The sequence below is a fragment of the Duncaniella sp. genome, assembly GCF_029056165.1.
Lineage (GTDB): Bacteria > Bacteroidota > Bacteroidia > Bacteroidales > Muribaculaceae > Duncaniella.
The window spans coordinates 114634-132834 of the sequence record NZ_JAIDBW010000039.1; the positions used below are offsets into that span (position 1 = coordinate 114634).

The 18201-nt window shown below is 48.0% G+C and carries 16 protein-coding genes; 11 read left to right on the forward strand and 5 right to left on the reverse strand.

Annotated features, from left to right (window positions below; translation table 11 throughout):
• Positions 1 to 67: 67 nt before the first annotated feature.
• Together murA and murB are read right to left on the reverse strand one after the other, a co-directional pair.
• Positions 68 to 1378: a UDP-N-acetylglucosamine 1-carboxyvinyltransferase gene (murA, locus tag K2G41_RS09805; RefSeq protein ID WP_300117691.1), complete on the reverse strand. Its 1311-nt coding sequence runs from the start codon at positions 1376 to 1378 to the stop codon at positions 68 to 70.
• A 67-nt stretch (positions 1379 to 1445) separates the two neighbouring features.
• Positions 1446 to 2474, reverse strand: coding sequence for a UDP-N-acetylmuramate dehydrogenase (murB, locus tag K2G41_RS09810; protein ID WP_300117693.1), 1029 nt, complete (start codon positions 2472 to 2474; stop codon positions 1446 to 1448).
• Positions 2475 to 2736: 262 nt separating this feature from the next.
• On the opposite strand from murB, the gene K2G41_RS09815 reads away from it, so the two are divergent.
• From K2G41_RS09815 to lpdA, 6 genes are read left to right on the forward strand one after another with little or no spacing between them, the layout of a single operon-like run.
• On the forward strand, positions 2737 to 3717 hold the full coding sequence (locus K2G41_RS09815) for a lipoate protein ligase C-terminal domain-containing protein (protein ID WP_300117695.1): 981 nt from the start codon (positions 2737 to 2739) through the stop codon (positions 3715 to 3717).
• A 53-nt stretch (positions 3718 to 3770) separates the two neighbouring features.
• Complete coding sequence (gene gcvT, locus K2G41_RS09820) at positions 3771 to 4868, forward strand: glycine cleavage system aminomethyltransferase GcvT (RefSeq protein WP_300117696.1); 1098 nt, start codon at positions 3771 to 3773, stop codon at positions 4866 to 4868.
• Between the two features lie 33 nt (positions 4869 to 4901).
• Positions 4902 to 5279, forward strand: coding sequence for a glycine cleavage system protein GcvH (gcvH, locus tag K2G41_RS09825; RefSeq protein ID WP_300117698.1), 378 nt, complete (start codon positions 4902 to 4904; stop codon positions 5277 to 5279).
• A gap of 57 nt (positions 5280 to 5336) precedes the next feature.
• Entirely contained in the window at positions 5337 to 6725 is a 1389-nt protein-coding gene (gcvPA, locus tag K2G41_RS09830; protein WP_300117700.1) for an aminomethyl-transferring glycine dehydrogenase subunit GcvPA, read from the forward strand.
• A 17-nt stretch (positions 6726 to 6742) separates the two neighbouring features.
• Complete coding sequence (gcvPB, locus tag K2G41_RS09835) at positions 6743 to 8224, forward strand: aminomethyl-transferring glycine dehydrogenase subunit GcvPB (RefSeq protein ID WP_300117702.1); 1482 nt, start codon at positions 6743 to 6745, stop codon at positions 8222 to 8224.
• Positions 8225 to 8238: 14 nt separating this feature from the next.
• Positions 8239 to 9570 (forward strand): dihydrolipoyl dehydrogenase, encoded by a 1332-nt coding sequence (gene lpdA / locus K2G41_RS09840; protein WP_300117704.1) that lies wholly within the window; start codon positions 8239 to 8241, stop codon positions 9568 to 9570.
• Positions 9571 to 9683: 113 nt separating this feature from the next.
• Here the strand turns inward: lpdA and K2G41_RS09845 are convergent, their stop codons facing one another.
• Positions 9684 to 10238, reverse strand: coding sequence for a DUF4924 family protein (locus K2G41_RS09845; RefSeq protein WP_300117706.1), 555 nt, complete (start codon positions 10236 to 10238; stop codon positions 9684 to 9686).
• Between the two features lie 125 nt (positions 10239 to 10363).
• Here K2G41_RS09845 and menD point away from each other — a divergent pair, with 125 nt between their 5' ends.
• Positions 10364 to 12049, forward strand: coding sequence for a 2-succinyl-5-enolpyruvyl-6-hydroxy-3-cyclohexene-1-carboxylic-acid synthase (gene menD, locus K2G41_RS09850; RefSeq protein WP_300117708.1), 1686 nt, complete (start codon positions 10364 to 10366; stop codon positions 12047 to 12049).
• On the opposite strand, the gene K2G41_RS09855 is transcribed toward menD, so the two are convergent.
• Positions 11994 to 12758: a nucleotidyltransferase family protein gene (locus K2G41_RS09855; protein ID WP_300117710.1), complete on the reverse strand. Its 765-nt coding sequence runs from the start codon at positions 12756 to 12758 to the stop codon at positions 11994 to 11996. The genes menD and K2G41_RS09855 overlap by 56 nt on opposite strands.
• A complete protein-coding gene (locus K2G41_RS09860) occupies positions 12755 to 14146 on the reverse strand; it encodes an RNase adapter RapZ (protein ID WP_300117712.1) in 1392 nt (463 codons plus the stop codon). Before K2G41_RS09860 ends, K2G41_RS09855 begins: the two co-directional genes overlap by 4 nt.
• Positions 14147 to 14262: 116 nt before the next feature.
• Between K2G41_RS09860 and K2G41_RS09865 the strand changes: the two genes are divergently transcribed.
• The 4 genes from K2G41_RS09865 to K2G41_RS09880 all read left to right on the forward strand — a co-directional run bounded on the left by K2G41_RS09865 (position 14263) and on the right by K2G41_RS09880 (position 18100).
• Positions 14263 to 15030, forward strand: a complete 768-nt coding sequence (locus K2G41_RS09865; RefSeq protein ID WP_300117714.1) for an RNA methyltransferase — start codon at positions 14263 to 14265, stop codon at positions 15028 to 15030.
• 44 nt (positions 15031 to 15074) lie between these two features.
• The gene (radA, locus tag K2G41_RS09870; RefSeq protein WP_300117716.1) at positions 15075 to 16445 is read left to right on the forward strand and encodes a DNA repair protein RadA; all 1371 of its coding nucleotides are present in this window, start codon (positions 15075 to 15077) and stop codon (positions 16443 to 16445) included.
• 23 nt (positions 16446 to 16468) lie between these two features.
• The gene (locus K2G41_RS09875) at positions 16469 to 17185 is read left to right on the forward strand and encodes a methyltransferase (RefSeq protein WP_300117718.1); all 717 of its coding nucleotides are present in this window, start codon (positions 16469 to 16471) and stop codon (positions 17183 to 17185) included.
• A 90-nt stretch (positions 17186 to 17275) separates the two neighbouring features.
• Complete coding sequence (locus K2G41_RS09880; protein WP_300117720.1) at positions 17276 to 18100, forward strand: CPBP family intramembrane glutamic endopeptidase; 825 nt, start codon at positions 17276 to 17278, stop codon at positions 18098 to 18100.
• Positions 18101 to 18201 lie beyond the last annotated feature (101 nt).

Sequence of the window (18201 nt, forward strand, 5' to 3'; positions counted from 1 at the left end):
AAGAGAGATTGAATGGTGACCGTGTGGCACACCGTGCTATTTAGTCAGATGCTCTGGATGATTCTGACTAATCTCTACGATAGATGCATGCACCGATAGAATTCAGACGGGTATCGATGTCCTGATAGCCACGGTCGATCTGATCGATGTTGTCGATCGTGGAGACACCTTTCGCACTCATGGCGGCGATCAGCATGGCTATACCTGCACGGATATCAGGAGAATGCATATTGTTTGCCCGAAGGGGAACCTTATGGTCAAGGCCGATAACCACCGCACGGTGAGGATCGCAAAGCATTATCTGCGCTCCCATGTCGATCAGGCGGTCAACAAAGAAGAGTCGGCTTTCAAACATTTTCTGATGGATAAGCACGCTCCCTTTGCATTGCGTGGCCGTCACGAGCATTACTGAAAGAAGATCGGGAGTCAAACCGGGCCAAGGGGCATCGGCTATCGTCGGGATTGAACCATCAAGATTGGTTTCGATCTCGTAATGATCCTGTGAGGGGATATAAATATCGTCACCGCGACGTTCAAGATTGATGCCAAGACGACGGAATGAATCGGGTATGATACCGAGATTGTCGTAGCTGACATCCTTTATGGTTAGTTCACTGTTCGTAATGGCGGCCATGCCGATAAAACTGCCTACCTCGATCATGTCCGGAAGGATCGTATGATCAGCACCATATAGTTTTTCTACTCCAGTGATTCGTAATAGATTTGAACCGATACCATCGATAATCGCACCCATTCCTACGAGCATACGGCAAAGTTGCTGGACGTATGGCTCGCAGGCTGCATTATAGATGGTGGTGGTGCCTTCTGCAAGAACAGCTGCCATGATGATATTGGCCGTACCGGTGACGGATGCCTCGTCGAGAAGCATGTAACAACCTTTGAGACCGCTTACACTCACGAGGTAGTAAGCCTGACGTTCCTCATTGTAGGCAATCATCGCACCGAGTTTTGAAAGGCCGGTTATATGCGTATCGACACGGCGACGTCCTATCTTGTCACCACCGGGCTTTGCGAAGTATGCCTGACCGAGGCGTGCAAGTAAAGGACCGACCACGAGCACCGATCCTCGCAGTGATGCACAGCGCGACACAAAGTCGGCACTGGAAATATAGTCCTCATCAAGATCATCTGCCTGAAAACGATATGTGTCATCACTTAGCTTATCTACTTTGACACGCATAGCTTTCAGCAGATTGATGAGATTGACCACATCGAGAATATTGGGCACATTATGTATGGTGACCGGCTCTGAAGTAAGAAGAGTAGCGCAGATTACTTCGAGAGCTTCGTTTTTGGCACCTTGAGGACTGATACATCCACTCAGCCGGTGACCGCCTTCAATAATATAAGTGCTCATGTCGGTTTTTGAGTTAGTTATGTTAAATTAGAGAAACGTGCTTATGATATATAGAATGATTTTACAATCAAATATGTTCAACCTCCGGAGAAAGTGTTATGTCGAAGCGGTCGCGGACAGATTGGATGATCTTCCTTTCAAGTGCGATAACCTCATCTGGGGTAGCCTCGCGTTTGGGATTGACTATTACAAGCGGCTGTAATCGCCACACCGCCACATTGCCATCCTCATAACCTTTCCAGCCGCATTGATCAATAAGCCAAGCAGCAGGGATCTTATACCCGCCATCGACTTTGTAATGTGGCGGTTCATGGCCACCGATAGTTTCGCATAATCGATAGAAGCTGTCATCTGAAATCACCGGATTCTTGAAGAAACTTCCTGCGCTTGGGGTGACTGACGGGTCAGGCAATTTGGAATCTCGTGTAGCTATCACTGCCGCTCTTACATCGTTAGGCGTAATGGTATTACGGTCCTTTCCTTCAAAGAGTTTTTGCAGAGCGGGGTAGGAGAGTTCAGGCCCCTTTGTAGCCGACAATCTATAATCTACCGCATGAATTATGTAGCGGCGTTTCGAATCCGGCTTTTTGAATATCGAATCCCTGTAACCGTAACGGCACTGTTCATTAGTAAAAGTAACAAAATCACGTCCAACCTTATCATAGGCATGTACCGCTACGATTGAATCACATGCTTCTGTCCCGTATGCACCGACATTCTGCACTGCCGAGGCTCCGACCTCGCCGGGGATACCGGACAGATTTTCCACACCCCAAAGATGTCGGTCACAGGACCATCGGACAAAATCATCCATGATCTCACCTGCACCGACCCTCACGATAATATCCTGTGGATTCTCATCACTGATGATCTCATAACCCTTGATCGCACTGTGGAATACTACTCCGGGGAAATCACGTGTGAAAAGCAGATTGCTTCCCCCACCGATATGAAACGTATCGACATCCTTTCTTACTGATGAAAGCAGGAAGGGTATGTCGGCTGCGGAGTCATATTCCATAAATGCACCGCACTTCACTTTCATTGCAAAAGTGTTGCGCGGGGTGAGGTCATAATTGTCAATTCTCTTTATCATTCTTCAGGATTTTAGCATCTGCATAATTATTCTTTACTTCAGGATGCTGATTCAATCCACAAATTTAATCAAAAATTTGGGAGAATGGTTAAACTGATCCAAAAAAATCCAGCTAAATTTCCGCTTACATATCCATATCATCCCTAAAAAAGAATTTTTGATGATTTTTCCGCGAATCTGTAGTTTTATATTTTAAAATTACTAATTTTGCAGTATCTCCCTCCTGCAAATATCCTTTAACCGAAAAATCGATGACACTACCATGGATTTAGTCATCAGCAATGACTCCCGATCCCGCCGACTGGCATATTACCTCGCGGAAGAAGAATATCTCGCCACCAAATATCCCGGACGTGATTTCTTCTTTGCTTGGCAGGTGCAGCCGACTGTCATTGTCGGGCGCAATCAGCTCCTTGAACGGGAGATCAACGTTGATTTCTGTCGGGAAAATGGTGTTGACATTGTCCGTCGGAAAAGCGGTGGAGGTGCAGTTGTGGCTGACATGAACAACATCATGTTTTCCTACGTAACTTCATCCGACGATGTTTGCGCTACTTTCGGCGAATACACATCATTAGTTGCATCCGCCCTCAGGGAGCTTGGCTTGAATGCATCTGATAATTCCCGTAATGACATTCTTATCGGAGACCGGAAAGTATCCGGCAACGCTTACTATCATCTTCCCGGACGTAGTATAGTTCACGGCACGATGCTTTACGACTATGATCCGGTGTTGATGTCCAACGCGCTGCGGCCTTCCGTGTCGAAGTTGTCATCTCACGGTGTGCAATCCGCACGCAGCCGCGTTACGACGATCCGCGAACATCTCCCGCACCTGTCCATCGGTGAGTTCCTCGACCATATTTTAAAGAGTGTTCCTAATGGTGGCCACACGCTGCTGCTCACCGATAGCGACGTAGAAGCGATAGAAAAAATCGAACAATCATATTTCCGTCCCGGATGGCTCTCAGGTAAGAATCCAAGAGGCACGGTAAGTAACACTGAACGCCTTGACGGAATAGGAGAGATCCGTGTAGATCTTGCTCTTTCAAAAGGAAGGATTACGTCTGTGACGCTCTCCGGTGACTATCTTGAAAATTCAGATGCGGGCGATGTGATAAATAATTCACTTATCGGAACACCATACAACAGAGAAGACGTAAGCTCCGCTCTCGGCAAGCTAAACCTTTCTTCTCTCATTCCGAACCTTACCATTGAAAAATTCATCGACATAATATTTTAGATCCATAACCAAAGAAAAAGATATAACCTTAAAAATACCTCACACCTAAAATTATGGAAGAATTAAGAAAAACATGTCTGCATGACAAGCATGTCAGTCTCGGAGCTCAGATGAGCCCCTTCGGAGGATTCGATATGCCCATCCAGTATGCCGGGATCGTCGAGGAGCACAATGCAGTCCGCAATGCTTGCGGTGTCTTTGACGTATCCCACATGGGCGAAGTCCTCGTAACAGGACCGGATGCCGAAAAGTATGTCAATTACATTTTCACCAATGACGTATCAGGGCTCTCTGACGGAGGCATTCTCTACGGCATGATGCTCAATCCTCAAGGCGGAGTCGTGGATGACCTGCTCGTCTATAAGCGCGGCGAGAATCATTTTCTCCTTGTCATCAACGCCTCGAATATCGCAAAAGATGTGGCTTGGATTGAAGAACATGCCCGGAAATTCGATGTCACCATCAACAATATCAGTGATGAGATAGGCGAAATAGCTGTTCAAGGGCCTGAATCAGAAGCTGCTCTTGAAGAAATTCTCGAAATTCCCTGCAAGGAACTGGCTTTTTATACATTCAAGGAACTTGATCGCAACGGCCATCATCTGATCGTAAGCCGCACAGGCTACACAGGTGAGGATGGATTTGAAATCTATGCTGACCATGAGACCACGCGTGAACTTTGGGATAAGTTAATCGAATCCGGTAAAGTTGCACCATGCGGTCTCGGATGCCGTGACACACTCCGTTTCGAGGTAGGTCTGCCTCTCTATGGAGATGAACTCGCTGAGGATATCACTCCTGTTGAGGCCTGTCTGTCAATGTTCGTCAAACTTGATAAGCCTGAATTTATCGGTCGTGAGGTCATCGCCCGTCAGAAAGCTGAAGGAGCACCACGTAAGCTCGTGGGTCTTGAGCTTATGGACCGCGCCATTCCCCGCCACGGCTATGAAGTGCTCAATGCTGACGATGAAGTGATCGGCTATGTCACTACCGGTTATCGCGGCATATCTGTTGATAAGAGTATTGCTGCTGCGCTCATCCAGACTCCGTATGCCGTAAAGGACAACGAATTGAAAATCCGTATCCGTCGCAAGACTTTCCCTGCAAAGGTCGTGGCTAAAAAATTCTACAAGAAATCATACAAAAAATAAATCATATCCCCCAATCTTAAAAAACTTACCATTATGAGCAAGACATATTATTCTCCCTCTCACGAATACATTACAGTTGACGGCAACATCGGTTACATCGGCATCAGCGATTACGCACAGCATGCACTCGGCAACGTGGTTTATGTCGATATGCCCGAAGAAGGCGATGAACTTGAGGCAGGTGAAGATTTCGGAGCCGTTGAAAGCGTTAAGGCAGCCAGCGATCTTTTTGCTCCCGTCAGTGGAGAAGTCATCGAGGTTAATGAAGCTCTCGTGGATAATCCCCGTCTTCTCAATGAGGATGCTATGGCCAACTGGATCGTGAAAATTGAGCTTTCAGACCCCTCGCAGCTCGATGCCCTTATGGACGAGGAGGCTTATCGCGCACACTGCGAATCAGAGAAGCATTGATCCCGCACTTCCGGACAAGAGAACTTTCTGTATCACCAGTTTCCCTATACTTTTGACGTGACACACAGATATTTTCCCCATACCCCCGACGATATTGCCGCTATGCTCGAACGCTGTGGCATGAAGAGCCTCGATGAGCTTTACAGCGATGTCCCGGAGGGTCTGAAATTGAAACGCGACTATGATCTTCAGCCTCAGATGAGTGAAAAGGAGGTCCGAGATTTCTTTGAGGAACTCGCAATGCGCAATCAACCCCTGACTTGTTTTGCAGGTGCAGGTTTCTATGACCACTATACCCCGGCTGTAGTCCAATCGCTTGCTTCACGCTCGGAATTTCTTACGGCCTACACTCCTTATCAGCCTGAAATCTCGCAGGGTACGCTCCAGTACATCTTTGAATACCAATCAATGATGAGTCAGTTGACCGGCTTGGAAGTTTCGAATGCCTCGATGTATGACGGAACGACTGCCGTGGCCGAAGCTATGCTTATGGCAGTCAGCCATGCCCGTAAGAAGAACCGTGTGCTTGTATCAGCTACGCTCAACCCCATCTATCGTGAAGTCATCGACACATACGCTCATTATCATGGCGTCACGGTCGATACTGTTCCTGAAAAAGATGGAGTGACCGATATTGAAGCCATGCGCACGATGCTGGCCGACGGAGATGTGGCCGGAGTAATTGTCGCCACACCGAACTTCTACGGTATTCTTGAAGATTATACCGGCGTAGCCGATATGGTTCATGCGGCGAAAGCCCTCCTCATAATGACTGCTCCCGCATCAGCTCTCGGAGTGATTCGTACGCCGGGAGAGTGGGGGGCTGACATCGCAGCAGGTGAGGCGCAGTCGCTCGGTATGCCTCTCAATTTCGGAGGTCCATATCTCGGTTATATCTGCTCGACCAAAGCTCTGATCCGTAAGTTGCCCGGACGTATTGTCGGTGCGACGACCGATGCTGACGGCCAACGTGTGTTCGTGCTTACACTTCAAGCTCGCGAACAGCATATCCGCCGCGACAAGGCAACTTCCAACATCTGCTCGAATCAAGGATTGATGACTCTATATGCAGCCATATACCTCTCGCTTATGGGAGCGAAAGGTCTGCGTGAAGTAAACGAACTTTCATCAGCAGGTGCCCATTATCTTGCCAAGCGACTTGTTGAAAGCGGAGCATTTGAGCTTAAATATCCGGATCGTCCCTTCCTCAATGAATTTGTCGTGCGTTTCAAGGGTGAGGTCAAGCTCGCCGATTTTGTGGAGGTCTGCAACTCATGTGGATGTCTCCCCGGCGTAATGATTTCCGATGACGAACTTCTCGTCTGTGTCACCGAGACACGGACCAAAGAAGAAATGGACCGTTATGCTTGGCGTGCTGAAACTTTTTCAAAAGCCACTTTGCCTTCGATGAACGTGGGCGACTTGGCCGATAATATGTCCAATTGATCAGATGTCCCGAAAACATGAATAAGAAATATTACGGAAAAGTAATTTTTGAGCTCTCGCGTCCGGGACGTCAGGGCTACAGTCTTCCCGCCAATGGTTGTGAGGATGCGCTTTCATCACTTCCCTCCAATCTGCTCCGCGAGACAGCACCCGAACTTCCCGAAGTTGATGAGCTGACTACTGTCAGACACTACAATAACATGTCAACCAATAACTTCGGCGTCGATACCGGATTCTATCCTCTTGGATCATGTACGATGAAGTACAACCCTAAGATAAATGAGGAAATAGCGTCTCTGCCTGCATTCACGAGTCTGCATCCTTTCCAGCCCTCAGCAACGGTACAGGGAGCACTCGAAGCCTATTATACCCTCCAGACCATGCTGAGCGAGATAGGAGGTATGGCGGAATTTACGCTTAATCCCTACGCCGGAGCACACGGTGAGCTGACAGGTCTGATGGTTATCCGTGCCTATCACAAAAGCCGTGGTGACGCAAAGCGTACGAAAGTGATTGTACCCGATTCAGCTCATGGTACGAATCCGGCCTCCGCAGCCGTAGCGGGTCTGAAAGTTGTTGAAGTCAAAAGTCTTCCTGACGGTACGGTAGATGTCGAGGCCCTTCGTGCGCTTCTTGACGACACCGTGGCAGCCGTCATGATGACAAACCCCAACACCGTAGGTATTTTCGAACACAATATTCCGGAAATTGCCGAGATGGTGCATGCGTGTGGCGCGCTCCTTTATTATGACGGTGCAAATCTCAATCCGCTGCTCGGTGTGGCCCGTCCCGGTGACATGGGATTTGATGTCATGCACATAAATCTCCACAAGACATTCTCAACTCCCCACGGTGGCGGTGGCCCCGGATCAGGTCCGGTAGGTGTACGTGCAGGTCTCGAACAATTCCTCCCGAATCCGCGTGTGGTAAAGCATAAGCCCGACAGCGGCGATGCACTCTTCCATCTCGATTTCGGAACGGAAAAAGGCCCGCATGCACTCGGTCGTATTTCGGCATGGCTTGGCAACTTTGCGGTAGAGCTCCGTGCGCTTGCCTATATACTTTCGCTCGGACGGGACGGCTTGAAACTTGCAGGATCGCTGGCCACACTCAACGCCAACTACATCAAGGAATCTCTACGCGATCTCTACGCACTCCCGATCGATCGTGTGTGCAAGCACGAATTTGTATTTGACGGCCTCGCCGATAAGTCAACAGGAGTGACCACACTCAATATTGCCAAAAGACTGCTGGATCACGGATTTCATGCTCCGACCATTTATTTCCCGTTGCTGTTTCATGAATCCCTCATGATAGAGCCAACGGAAACAGAAAGCAAGGAGACTCTTGATGAATTCATCGAAGTCATGCGCGACATTGCCCGTGAGGCAATCGAGACACCTGATGTGGTGAAAAATGCTCCGCTCGAAACTCCGATCCGTAAGCCTGACGATACGGCGGCGGCTCTGAATCCTGTCGTTACTTTTTCAGCACTCTAATTCCATCATATATAATGGAAAGATCTGATTTACTTATTATCGGGGCAGGTCCCGGCGGCTATGAAACAGCCGTCGAGGCTGCTGCCCACGGTAAAACCGTTACGCTTATCGAAAAAGATCTCGCAGGCGGCACTTGTCTCAACCGCGGATGTATCCCGACCAAGGCTCTGTGTCGTTCAGCCGAAGCAGCCATGACGATTGCCGCTGCCGAAGAGTTCGGTCTGTCGCCGGTCACGGCAACTGTCGATTTCCCAGCTGTAATGGAACGGAAGAACCGCATAGTCTCAGAACTTCGTGAGGGTGTCGGGACGCTGCTGAAAACTGTAAATGTCATCAAAGGAGAGGCGCGCTTCAAATCACCATCAGTTGTTGAAGTTGACGGCATAGACTACACTGCTTCGGAAATCATTATCGCCACCGGCTCTGCACCGGCTCTTCTACCTGTGGAGGGAAAAGAGCATTGTATGACCAGCGATGAAATTCTTTCGCTCGAAAAACTTCCAGCATCGCTCTGCGTGATCGGGGGTGGAGTCATCGGCATGGAGTTTGCATCTATTTTTGCGGCCTTCGGTGTTGAAGTGACCGTCGTAGAATACTGTAAGGAAATTCTTCCACCTTTCGACGCTGAGATTGCAAAGCGTCTCAGAATGTCGCTTAAACGCCGTGGCATAAACGTCATCATCGGAGCGGAAGTGAAGTCAATAACCGAAGGGCCTGTTGTCCATTATTCGGTAAAAGGTAAGGAAAAGACGGTTGAGGCTGAGGCTGTCCTGATGGCTGTCGGCCGTAAGCCCGTCATCCCTGAGGGGCTGGCTGATGCCGGGGTGGCCATTAACCGTGGAGCTGTCTGTGTCAACGACGATATGAGCGTCATTTTTGAAGAGGGTCGTGAGCCGTCGGATGTCAGACTTTATGCCATCGGTGATGTCAACGGTAGATGTATGCTTGCACATGCGGCTGTGATGCACGGAAAGGTCGCATTAGGGTTGGGGCGCCTTACGGATGTTATTCCCTCAGCTGTCTTTACTTCTCCGGAATGCGCTATGGTAGGACTTACAGAAGAAAAATGTATTGAACTCGGACGTAATATCCGTATAGGTAAAGCTACTTTCCGTGCCAACGGTAAAGCTTTGGCAATGGGTGAGCCTGAAGGACTGGCCAAAGTAATTGTTGATGCTGATACGGATGAGATTCTCGGTTGCCATATATGCGGGGCACACGCGGCTGATCTGGTTCAGGAAGTTGCTACTGCAATGCAGTCAGGGCTTAAATCATCAGCCATACGCTCTACAGTTCATGCTCACCCGACACTTGGAGAAGTCGTCCTCGCTGCAATGCCGGAATGAACGTAAAACTTGAATTTGTAATACGTTTAGATCATTTCAACATAACAGATGAACCGATTCATTGATTTTGTCAATTAATGAATCGGTTCATCTGTTCTTGCAGTGTTATTCTTTTACTCGTCGTCGTGGGGGAAGAGTTTGTCCTCACGGTCAAGATGGAAATCTTTTGTCAGTAAAGCAATGAATTTTGAGATTTGCGTGATGGCATTCTGTGTCTCAGGGGAAATCTCCTTGCTCTGCAGACGCAGCATCAGCATACCGTAAAGGGCGTTGAAACATGTTTCGATCTCCCCTGTAGGGTTCTCACCGGCTTTGGCACGAAGTTCGACGATGTAGGGGAGGGTTTTGTAAAACTCAGCGGTATATTCAGGGAAACGCGGGTCTTTGAGCAGCGCGAGATGCAAATCCGTCAATTGAATTATGACATTCTTATTGAGCTGAAGGTGTCCGCTTTTCTGCACGTTTTCACGACGCATCATATCAATGAGCGATTCATACCATTCCAGCATCTCCTTTTCCTGAGCAGGCTCAAGATTGAACTTGTCAATGACGTTGGCCTTTATTTTGTCAAGATCCAAGTCATTGGCACGGATTATATCCTCGATCTGCCACATGTAAAGCAGATACTCCGCAATATTTTCTTTATTTTTTTGTGATGCGATATACATTGATGATTATAATTTTGTTCTGAATAAGTGACTATACAAAAATAACACATTCCGGCGTAAATTAGTGCACGGTTGCGTCAATATTTGTATTTTTGCATCAAAAATCAATCCAAATAAGTTTAATCATGCTCACTACCGATAAGCTCTCCTGTAATATTCTTGCCGATCTGCTTGTGGCTCACGGAATAAATCGAGCCGTTCTTTCACCGGGAAGCCGTAACGCTCCTTTAGTGATCGCCCTCACGCGAAGGGAAAGCCTGCAGACTTCTGTGGTAATTGATGAGCGGTCGGCAGCTTTCATCGCGCTCGGAATGGCTATTCAGAGTGGTGAACCTGTCGCATTGGTGTGTACGAGCGGTACGGCATTGCTCAATTACGCGCCTGCTGTGGCCGAGGCTTTTTATCGTGGTGTGCCCCTGATTGTTATTTCGGCCGACAGACCGGAAGAATGGATCGATCAGGATGATTCGCAGACAATATGGCAGCAGAATGCACTTGCCCCATACGTTAAACGTAGCTGTGACATTCCGGCTCATACTGATTTCAGCAATGGAGAGTGGGTATGTAACCGACTCATCAACGACCTGTTGCTTGAGGCCGTCAACGCTAGGAAGGGTCCTGTCCATATTAACATTCGTCTGGATGCTCCGCTCAGCCGTGTCAATGAATTTCAGCCTGACTGCAGTCGTGTTGTACGCATGGTATCACCTTCTGTCGAACTGCCTACTGCTGAAGCCAGAAGAATAGGAGCGACAATAGCTTCTCCGCGAAAAGTCCTTATAATAGTTGGATTTCACGAACCCGACGAAAAGCTTAACCGTGCCCTTGCCAAACTTGCGGCTTTGCCTAACGTAGCGGTGATGACGGAGACCATAGCCAACCTTCACTCGCCCCTGTTTATCAATCGTATTGATTCCACACTCTGCCGTCTTACGGACGGTGAGCGTAGAGAGCTTGCCCCCGATGTTGTCATTACGGCGGGTGGGGCACTTGTCTCCCGTTTCGTAAAGGAGTGGCTTCGTTCTCTCTCTGATGTTGAGCACTGGCATGTCGGTCTTTCGCATACGACCATTGATTGTTTCAAGCATCTCACGCTGCGCATCGAGATGCGTCCATCGGTATTTCTGCGCCAACTTGCTTCAGCACTCCAGATCTTCAAAGCTCAATCCGACTATGCTGCACGTTGGCGCAAGGTAATGGCTTATGCAGTGGAAACGCATGATTCCTATATCACCGCCTCGCCGTGGTCAGACATGAAAGCATTCTCCTTTATTATTCCTCACATTCCCCCTCGGTGGAATCTGCACCTTTCAAACGGTACTCCCATACGCTACGCGCAACTTATGGATTGTTCACGCATACACCGCTGTGACTGTAACCGTGGAGTCAGCGGTATTGACGGCTGTAGTTCTACCGCCTTGGGTGCATCCGTAGTCTATAAGGATACCACTTTGCTTATCACAGGCGACATGAGCTGTCAGTATGATCTCGCTGCTTTCTCGTCACAGCTTGTCAGCCCTAAGTTCAAAGTCATAGTCATCTGTAACGGTGGGGGAGGCATATTCCGTTTTATCTCATCGACATCATCACTTCCGGAACTGGAAGAATGTTTTGCTGTAGGCACACGTCTGCCTCTCCGACAGATAGCCGAGGGATACGGCTTCGCCTATCATGAGGCTCATGACCTTGCCGGATTGCAACGTGAATTTAAGGATTTCGTCGCTGTGGATGATGCGCCTGCCTTATTGGCCGTATTCACTCCTGCAGAGGAATCGGCTGAAGTTTTGAAGCGATACTTTCAGCAGCAATAAGCGAATCAGGTTTCCCTATATCGATCCAGTTATAAGGTGTATCCGGTATGAATCCTTTTATATATAAGGTGGAACATGAATCAGTGTAGAACGGAGTTATTGAAAATTTCGCTTCATCCGTATATTCTGCAAGGACTGTAAAAATCTCAGGATTTACTATATGGACTCCACCGAAAGCCAATCGTCGTATAGGCATTGAATTGATATCAGTAAAGGGCGATCGGATCTCACCGGTCCTGATATTCTCCCAACCGACCATCCTCATGTCAGGATCAAAAAGCAGATAGCGAGAAGTCGGACGCTCGCCCACAAGCAGAGTGATCTGTGCATCCGATTCAATATGACTACGCAGCATTTCACTGATATCAAAATCTGTCAGGATGTCGGCATTATGAACCAGTATCGGTTCATCGCCCTGTAAAAATTCCCGTGCTTTCAGAAGGCCACCTCCTGTGTCAAGGAGACAATCGCTTTCATCGCTGATGCTTATATTGACTCCGAAGTTGCTGTTTTCAGCAAGATAATTTCTGATGGCGTCGGCATGATGATGGATATTCACCACCATATCCCTGATACCGGCAGATTTGAGTTTTAGGATGATACGTTTCAGCATCGGTTCTCCACCGACTTCAACGAGTGCTTTAGGTTTCCTATGGGTAATATCGCCGAGACGCGTTCCAAGTCCGGCGGCAAAGATCATAGCTTTCATAGTGACTGATCTATATTCTGTTCACGGTGGATGAGATGAACTTTGACGTGGGGATATTTGGCTTTGATATGCTCAGCCATTTTTTGCGCACCATAGACGCTGCGGTGTTGTCCCCCTGTACATCCGAAATTGACTGAAAGAGAGGTGAAACCGCGACGGTCATAACATTCGACCGACGGATCTACCAATCCATAACAATTCTCAAGAAAACGGATAATCTCACCACGGCCTTCAAGGAAATCTATAACCGGTCTGTCAAGACCCGTTATCTGCTTATATTCATCGTAACGTCCGGGGTTTTCCATGCCACGGCAGTCAAAGACAAAACCACCACCATTGCCCGACATATCCTGCGGTATTCCTTTCTTATACGAGAAACTCATGACGGTTACGGTTAGTGAACTTTCACTCCGTTGCGTAGCAGACAGCAAAAGTTCGCTGTCCACCTTATTTATCATGCGTTCAAGTACTTCTGTCAAGTAGGGATATTCCACAAAAGGTTCAGCTATTAGGGTTGAGAGATTACCGATAGCAAGCGGAATGCTTTTCAGGAAGTGGGGCTTGCGCTCGAATTTTCCTCTGAATCCGTAGGCCCCAAGCACTTGGAGATTACGCAGCAGTGAAAATTCACGAAGACGCAGACTGAATTTTTCAGGATCAATATCCACGTATCTTGATGCGCTGCAGATGTAGGTCTGAGTCAGCTCCTCACGCAATTCCACCGGAAAACCGGCACGGGCCTGAGTGATGAACGACACAAGATCATATTCGGCCGGTCCGCGACGTCCTCCCTGAAAATCTATGAAATATGGCTGCCCATCCTTGATCATTACGTTGCGTGACTGGAAATCACGATACATGAATGAACCGGAGGGATTTGCTGAAAGGCGTACAGCCATTTTGCGGAAATCCTCCTCCAATCGCGGTTCGCTATATGAAATACCGGTGGTGTTGAGAAAGCAATATTTGAAATAATTGAGATCCCAAAGGATGGCTTGGTTGTCAAATTCACTTACGGGATAGCATTTTGAAAAATCCAATCCTTCAGCTCCGGCATACTGAAAATCCGGCAGCAGTGAAATTGTCTTTTTCAGCAGCTCTATCGAAGAGCGTTCGTCAAATAGCGAACGGTCACCGAGATCTTCCTGCAAATAAGCCAATGAATCCTCACTGACTGCGAAGACCTCCGGGACAGGAAGTCCCTTGCTCCGGAAATGACGGGCAAGATAGATGAATGCATCGTTCTCCTCCTTGCTGCAGCCAATAACACCGACAACTGTAGGACAGCCTTTAAGACGGAAATACTGCCGGTTGCTTCCTGCGGGAGTAAGCCGTTCGACTTCGGAAGGGGAGACCCCAAACTTTTTTTCGTATAGATCCTTTAGCATTTTCAAATAACGTTTCGGCAAAAGTAGTCAAAATATCTAATTGAACCGTACAAGCGATGACAGCTTTTGCTTATTTTTATGAAAATATGTAACTTTGACACTCCATTAGATAAGACATGGCTGAACTCACAAAAAACATATACCGTACTGTCCGCTCTCTTGATGAGCGAAAGACGCGCCGGAAGGAATGTGCATTCAAGGCTGAAGGTACGAAATGTGTGCTCGACACACTCGGTCACTTCACTCTGCGTAATCTGTTTGCTACACACGAATGGCTTGAAATGCATGAGCAATCCGTCAGGAAGCACTGTCATGGAGATGAACCGATCAAAGTTACGCGCAATGACCTCTCAAGGATGTCAAGTCTTTCGACTCCTGCCGATGTCATCGCGGTCTATGATATCCCGGAACTGAAATTTGACCCACAATCGTTTTCAGACAATCTGATCCTTGCACTCGATACCATTCAGGATCCCGGTAATCTCGGAACAATTATCCGTGTTGCCGACTGGTTCGGCGTTCATGATATCCTGTGCAGTCAGGAGACGGCCGACTGCTTTTCACCGAAGGTCATACAATCGACGATGGGTTCAATCTCCCGTGTGAAACTTTACTATGGTTGTCTCCCTGAAATGATCCGTGCTGTCGGGGCGAAGAATGTCTATGGGACATTTCTCGATGGCGAGAATATCAGTAATGCAACCCTTGCTGACAAAGGTATAATTGTCATAGGCAATGAAGGCAAGGGCATATCTGCTGAAGTTGAGGCAACAGTCAGCGAACACCTTCTCATACCTTCATATCCTGAAGGTCAGGAAACCGGTGAATCGCTCAACGCGGCCATTGCAACCGCAATCACTTTGGCTAAATTCAGAGGTGTCTGATCTATTTGGATCACTATCATTCATCCGAAACTCTATTTAAGAGAATGAAAGCTACAAAAACAGCATGGTTCTGCACAAGCTGCGGCGCACAAGCTCCGAAATGGCAAGGGAGATGTCCCGCCTGCGGAGAATGGAACACTATGGTGGAGGAAAAGATCGTCTCTGAAAAAAAATCAAAGACTCTTGCACCGTCTTCTCATAGTGGGCGACGAGCACGTCCGCAACTCATCCATGAGATCGAGATTGATGAAGAGCCACGAATAAAGATGCCGAGTGCCGAGCTCAACCGGGTGCTTGGAGGAGGAATGGTCGCCGGTAGTCTTGTACTCATAGGCGGAGAGCCCGGAATCGGTAAATCCACCCTTGTGCTTCAAAATATTTTATCCATCCGTTCGCGTCGAATTCTTTATGTGAGCGGTGAAGAAAGTGCACGTCAGTTGAAAATGAGGGCTGACCGGATAGGTCGTCCAAACGACAACGTATATATAGTCTGTGAGACATCACTGCAGAATATCAAGGATCATATTGAAGAGGTTGATCCCGGTCTCGTCGTGATCGACTCCATTCAGACAATCGCGTCAGATGGCATTGAGTCCGTTGCCGGAAGTGTCTCTCAGGTGCGCGAATGTGCGGCACAACTCTTGAAATATGCGAAGGAAACCGGAGTGCCGGTCATACTTATAGGGCATATAACTAAAGAGGGTAGTATTGCAGGCCCGAAGGTACTCGAACATATTGTCGATGCAGTGCTTCAGTTTGAAGGTGACCGTCAAGGAATATACCGCATACTTCGTTCCATAAAGAACCGTTTCGGCTCTACGGCCGAACTCGGTATTTACGAAATGTGTCAGCGCGGCCTCCGTGAAGTGACCAATCCGTCTGAAATGTTTCTCTCGCAGAGCAGTGATGATCTTTCCGGAATCTCTATCGGAGTAACCATGGAAGGCATTAGGGCTTTTATGATCGAAGTGCAGGCACTTGTCAGCACTGCTGCCTACGGAACGCCGCAGAGATCCGTGACTGGATTTGACTCAAAGCGCATGAACATGCTCCTTGCTGTTCTTGAGAAACGTGTAGGTTTCAAACTCGCTGCAAAGGATGTCTTCCTTAATATTGCAGGCGGACTCAAAGTCAATGACCCGGCTCTCGACCTTGCGGTAATCTGTGCCATCCTGTCGTCCAATGTCGATATTACCATACCTAAACGCGTCTGCATGGCCGGTGAAGTCGGACTTTCAGGCGAGGTGCGACCCGTGACACGACTGGAGCAGCGCATACGTGAGGCAGAAAAACTCGGCATGGAGACAATTATCATCCCACGCCATAACTTGAAAGGTGTGGATGTGTCTGGTCTTAATATCAAAATCATCGAAGTCGCCAAGGTTGAAGAAGCATTCCGCACGCTCTTTGCCTGAACGCTCAAGCATTATAATTAGCGATGGGAATATTTCATTTCAAGCAGTTCAGCGTCGATGACAGTCGATGCGGCATGAAAATCGGGACTGATGCCGTGCTCCTCGGAGCATGGACCGCTACCGAACATGCGCGCACGATAGTGGATGCCGGTTGCGGATCCGGGATCATATCCCTGATGATGGCTCAGCGTAGCAGGGCCGAAAAAATAATCGCTGTTGACATCAGTCATGAAGCATGTCTTGATGCCACGGATAATGCCTTCCGTTCACCGTGGAGCGAAAGGGTAGAGGTCGTGGAAAATGACGTGACGCAATTTTTTCCGATAGTATCACATCCGCTACTCATCATATCCAATCCTCCGTTTTTCAACGAGCAGCTTCATTCACCTGATGCGGACAGAGCCCTTGCCCGTCATGGTAATGATTTTACCGTTACGGAACTCATAGCAATTGCCGATCGTAATATCAACCATCCTGATGATTCTCTTGCATTCATAGCTCCGACTGGACGCACTGATGAAATTGAATTTCAACTTTCACTCCACAGATTGACCGTCGGAAGGATCTGCAAAGTCTTTTCGCGTGAAGGGAAGGAGTCGATACGCACATTGTGGCAGGTCTGGCGTGAATCCCCATCCGCGCCGTCATTGCATCGTGACAGTCTCTATATCCGCGACAGCGACAATCAATTCAGTGAGGCTTACCGGAAGTTGACAACAGATTTCTATCTTGATAAATAAAATTCGTTGTATCAATAAAAAAATATTTACGTGGAAACTCGTCCGCAAATATCTCCGTTTTCAGATCTTCGGTTCACTCCTGCGCAGCGCGTGGTAGTTCTCCTTGTGGCATTGTGTCTTTTCACTGTCATAGGCTCGGCTTTAGTCGGGATAGTGATGCGAAACGGTATCACGACACCGAGTCTCCGTATAGCTACCGTCTTGCAGGACTGCATCATCTTCATTCTTCCCGCTGTGATAAGTGCACTTCTTATAAGTCCTATGGCTGCGCGTTTCCTCGGAATTGACAGTGGATTCCGTCTTTCGCAACTCCTCCTCGCAGTGCTCGGAATGATAGCTTCAATACCGGCCATGAACGCACTCGTCAAATTCAATGAACAGCTCATCCTCCCGGAATCGCTTTCAGCTATCGAATCATGGATGCGTGCGGCTGAAGAACAGGCTCAGGAATCGGTAGGCATACTCCTTGGCCAATCAACTGTCGGCTCGCTGATAGTAAGTCTGCTGATAGTCGGTGTGCTGGCCGGTGTCAGTGAGGAACTATTTTTCCGCGGGGCACTCCAGCGGATATTTATGAGCGGCAGGATGAATGTTCATGTGGCCATCTGGCTGACAGCTTTTGTGTTCAGCGCATTTCACCTTCAGTTTTTCGGTTTTCTCCCACGTCTGTTGCTCGGAGCATATTTCGGCTACCTGTTCTATTGGTCCAAATCTCTTTGGTTACCCATAGTCATGCACGTATTCAATAATTCTATGGTTGTCTGCGTGATGTGGCGAGAAAATTCGGTAGGGGAGATGGCTCGCCAAACCGAATCGCTTAACAATTGGGGGGCAGATTCAGCAATACTGATAATTGATTCCATAATCTTTACTTCGTTCATCATGGTATGGCTTTATAAAAAGCGTACCGTCTGAGATGAATATTATACAATAGCATAAAATCAGATCAAATCACATATATTTCTTATGGCAAGAAAAAAGAAAGAATTACCACTCCTCAATGACGTCGAGATACT

What these genes read in the sequence shown, in the direction of transcription:
- murA (WP_300117691.1), bottom strand. Translation starts at nt 1,378, where the DNA reads ATGAGCACTTATATTATTGAAGGCGGTCACCGGCTGAGTGGATGTATC.
- murB (WP_300117693.1), bottom strand. Translation starts at nt 2,474, where the DNA reads ATGATAAAGAGAATTGACAATTATGACCTCACCCCGCGCAACACTTTT.
- K2G41_RS09815 (WP_300117695.1), top strand. Translation starts at nt 2,737, where the DNA reads ATGGATTTAGTCATCAGCAATGACTCCCGATCCCGCCGACTGGCATAT.
- gcvT (WP_300117696.1), top strand. Translation starts at nt 3,771, where the DNA reads ATGGAAGAATTAAGAAAAACATGTCTGCATGACAAGCATGTCAGTCTC.
- gcvH (WP_300117698.1), top strand. Translation starts at nt 4,902, where the DNA reads ATGAGCAAGACATATTATTCTCCCTCTCACGAATACATTACAGTTGAC.
- gcvPB (WP_300117702.1), top strand. Translation starts at nt 6,743, where the DNA reads ATGAATAAGAAATATTACGGAAAAGTAATTTTTGAGCTCTCGCGTCCG.
- lpdA (WP_300117704.1), top strand. Translation starts at nt 8,239, where the DNA reads ATGGAAAGATCTGATTTACTTATTATCGGGGCAGGTCCCGGCGGCTAT.
- K2G41_RS09845 (WP_300117706.1), bottom strand. Translation starts at nt 10,238, where the DNA reads ATGTATATCGCATCACAAAAAAATAAAGAAAATATTGCGGAGTATCTG.
- menD (WP_300117708.1), top strand. Translation starts at nt 10,364, where the DNA reads ATGCTCACTACCGATAAGCTCTCCTGTAATATTCTTGCCGATCTGCTT.
- K2G41_RS09855 (WP_300117710.1), bottom strand. Translation starts at nt 12,758, where the DNA reads ATGAAAGCTATGATCTTTGCCGCCGGACTTGGAACGCGTCTCGGCGAT.
- K2G41_RS09860 (WP_300117712.1), bottom strand. Translation starts at nt 14,146, where the DNA reads ATGCTAAAGGATCTATACGAAAAAAAGTTTGGGGTCTCCCCTTCCGAA.
- K2G41_RS09865 (WP_300117714.1), top strand. Translation starts at nt 14,263, where the DNA reads ATGGCTGAACTCACAAAAAACATATACCGTACTGTCCGCTCTCTTGAT.
- radA (WP_300117716.1), top strand. Translation starts at nt 15,075, where the DNA reads ATGAAAGCTACAAAAACAGCATGGTTCTGCACAAGCTGCGGCGCACAA.
- K2G41_RS09875 (WP_300117718.1), top strand. Translation starts at nt 16,469, where the DNA reads ATGGGAATATTTCATTTCAAGCAGTTCAGCGTCGATGACAGTCGATGC.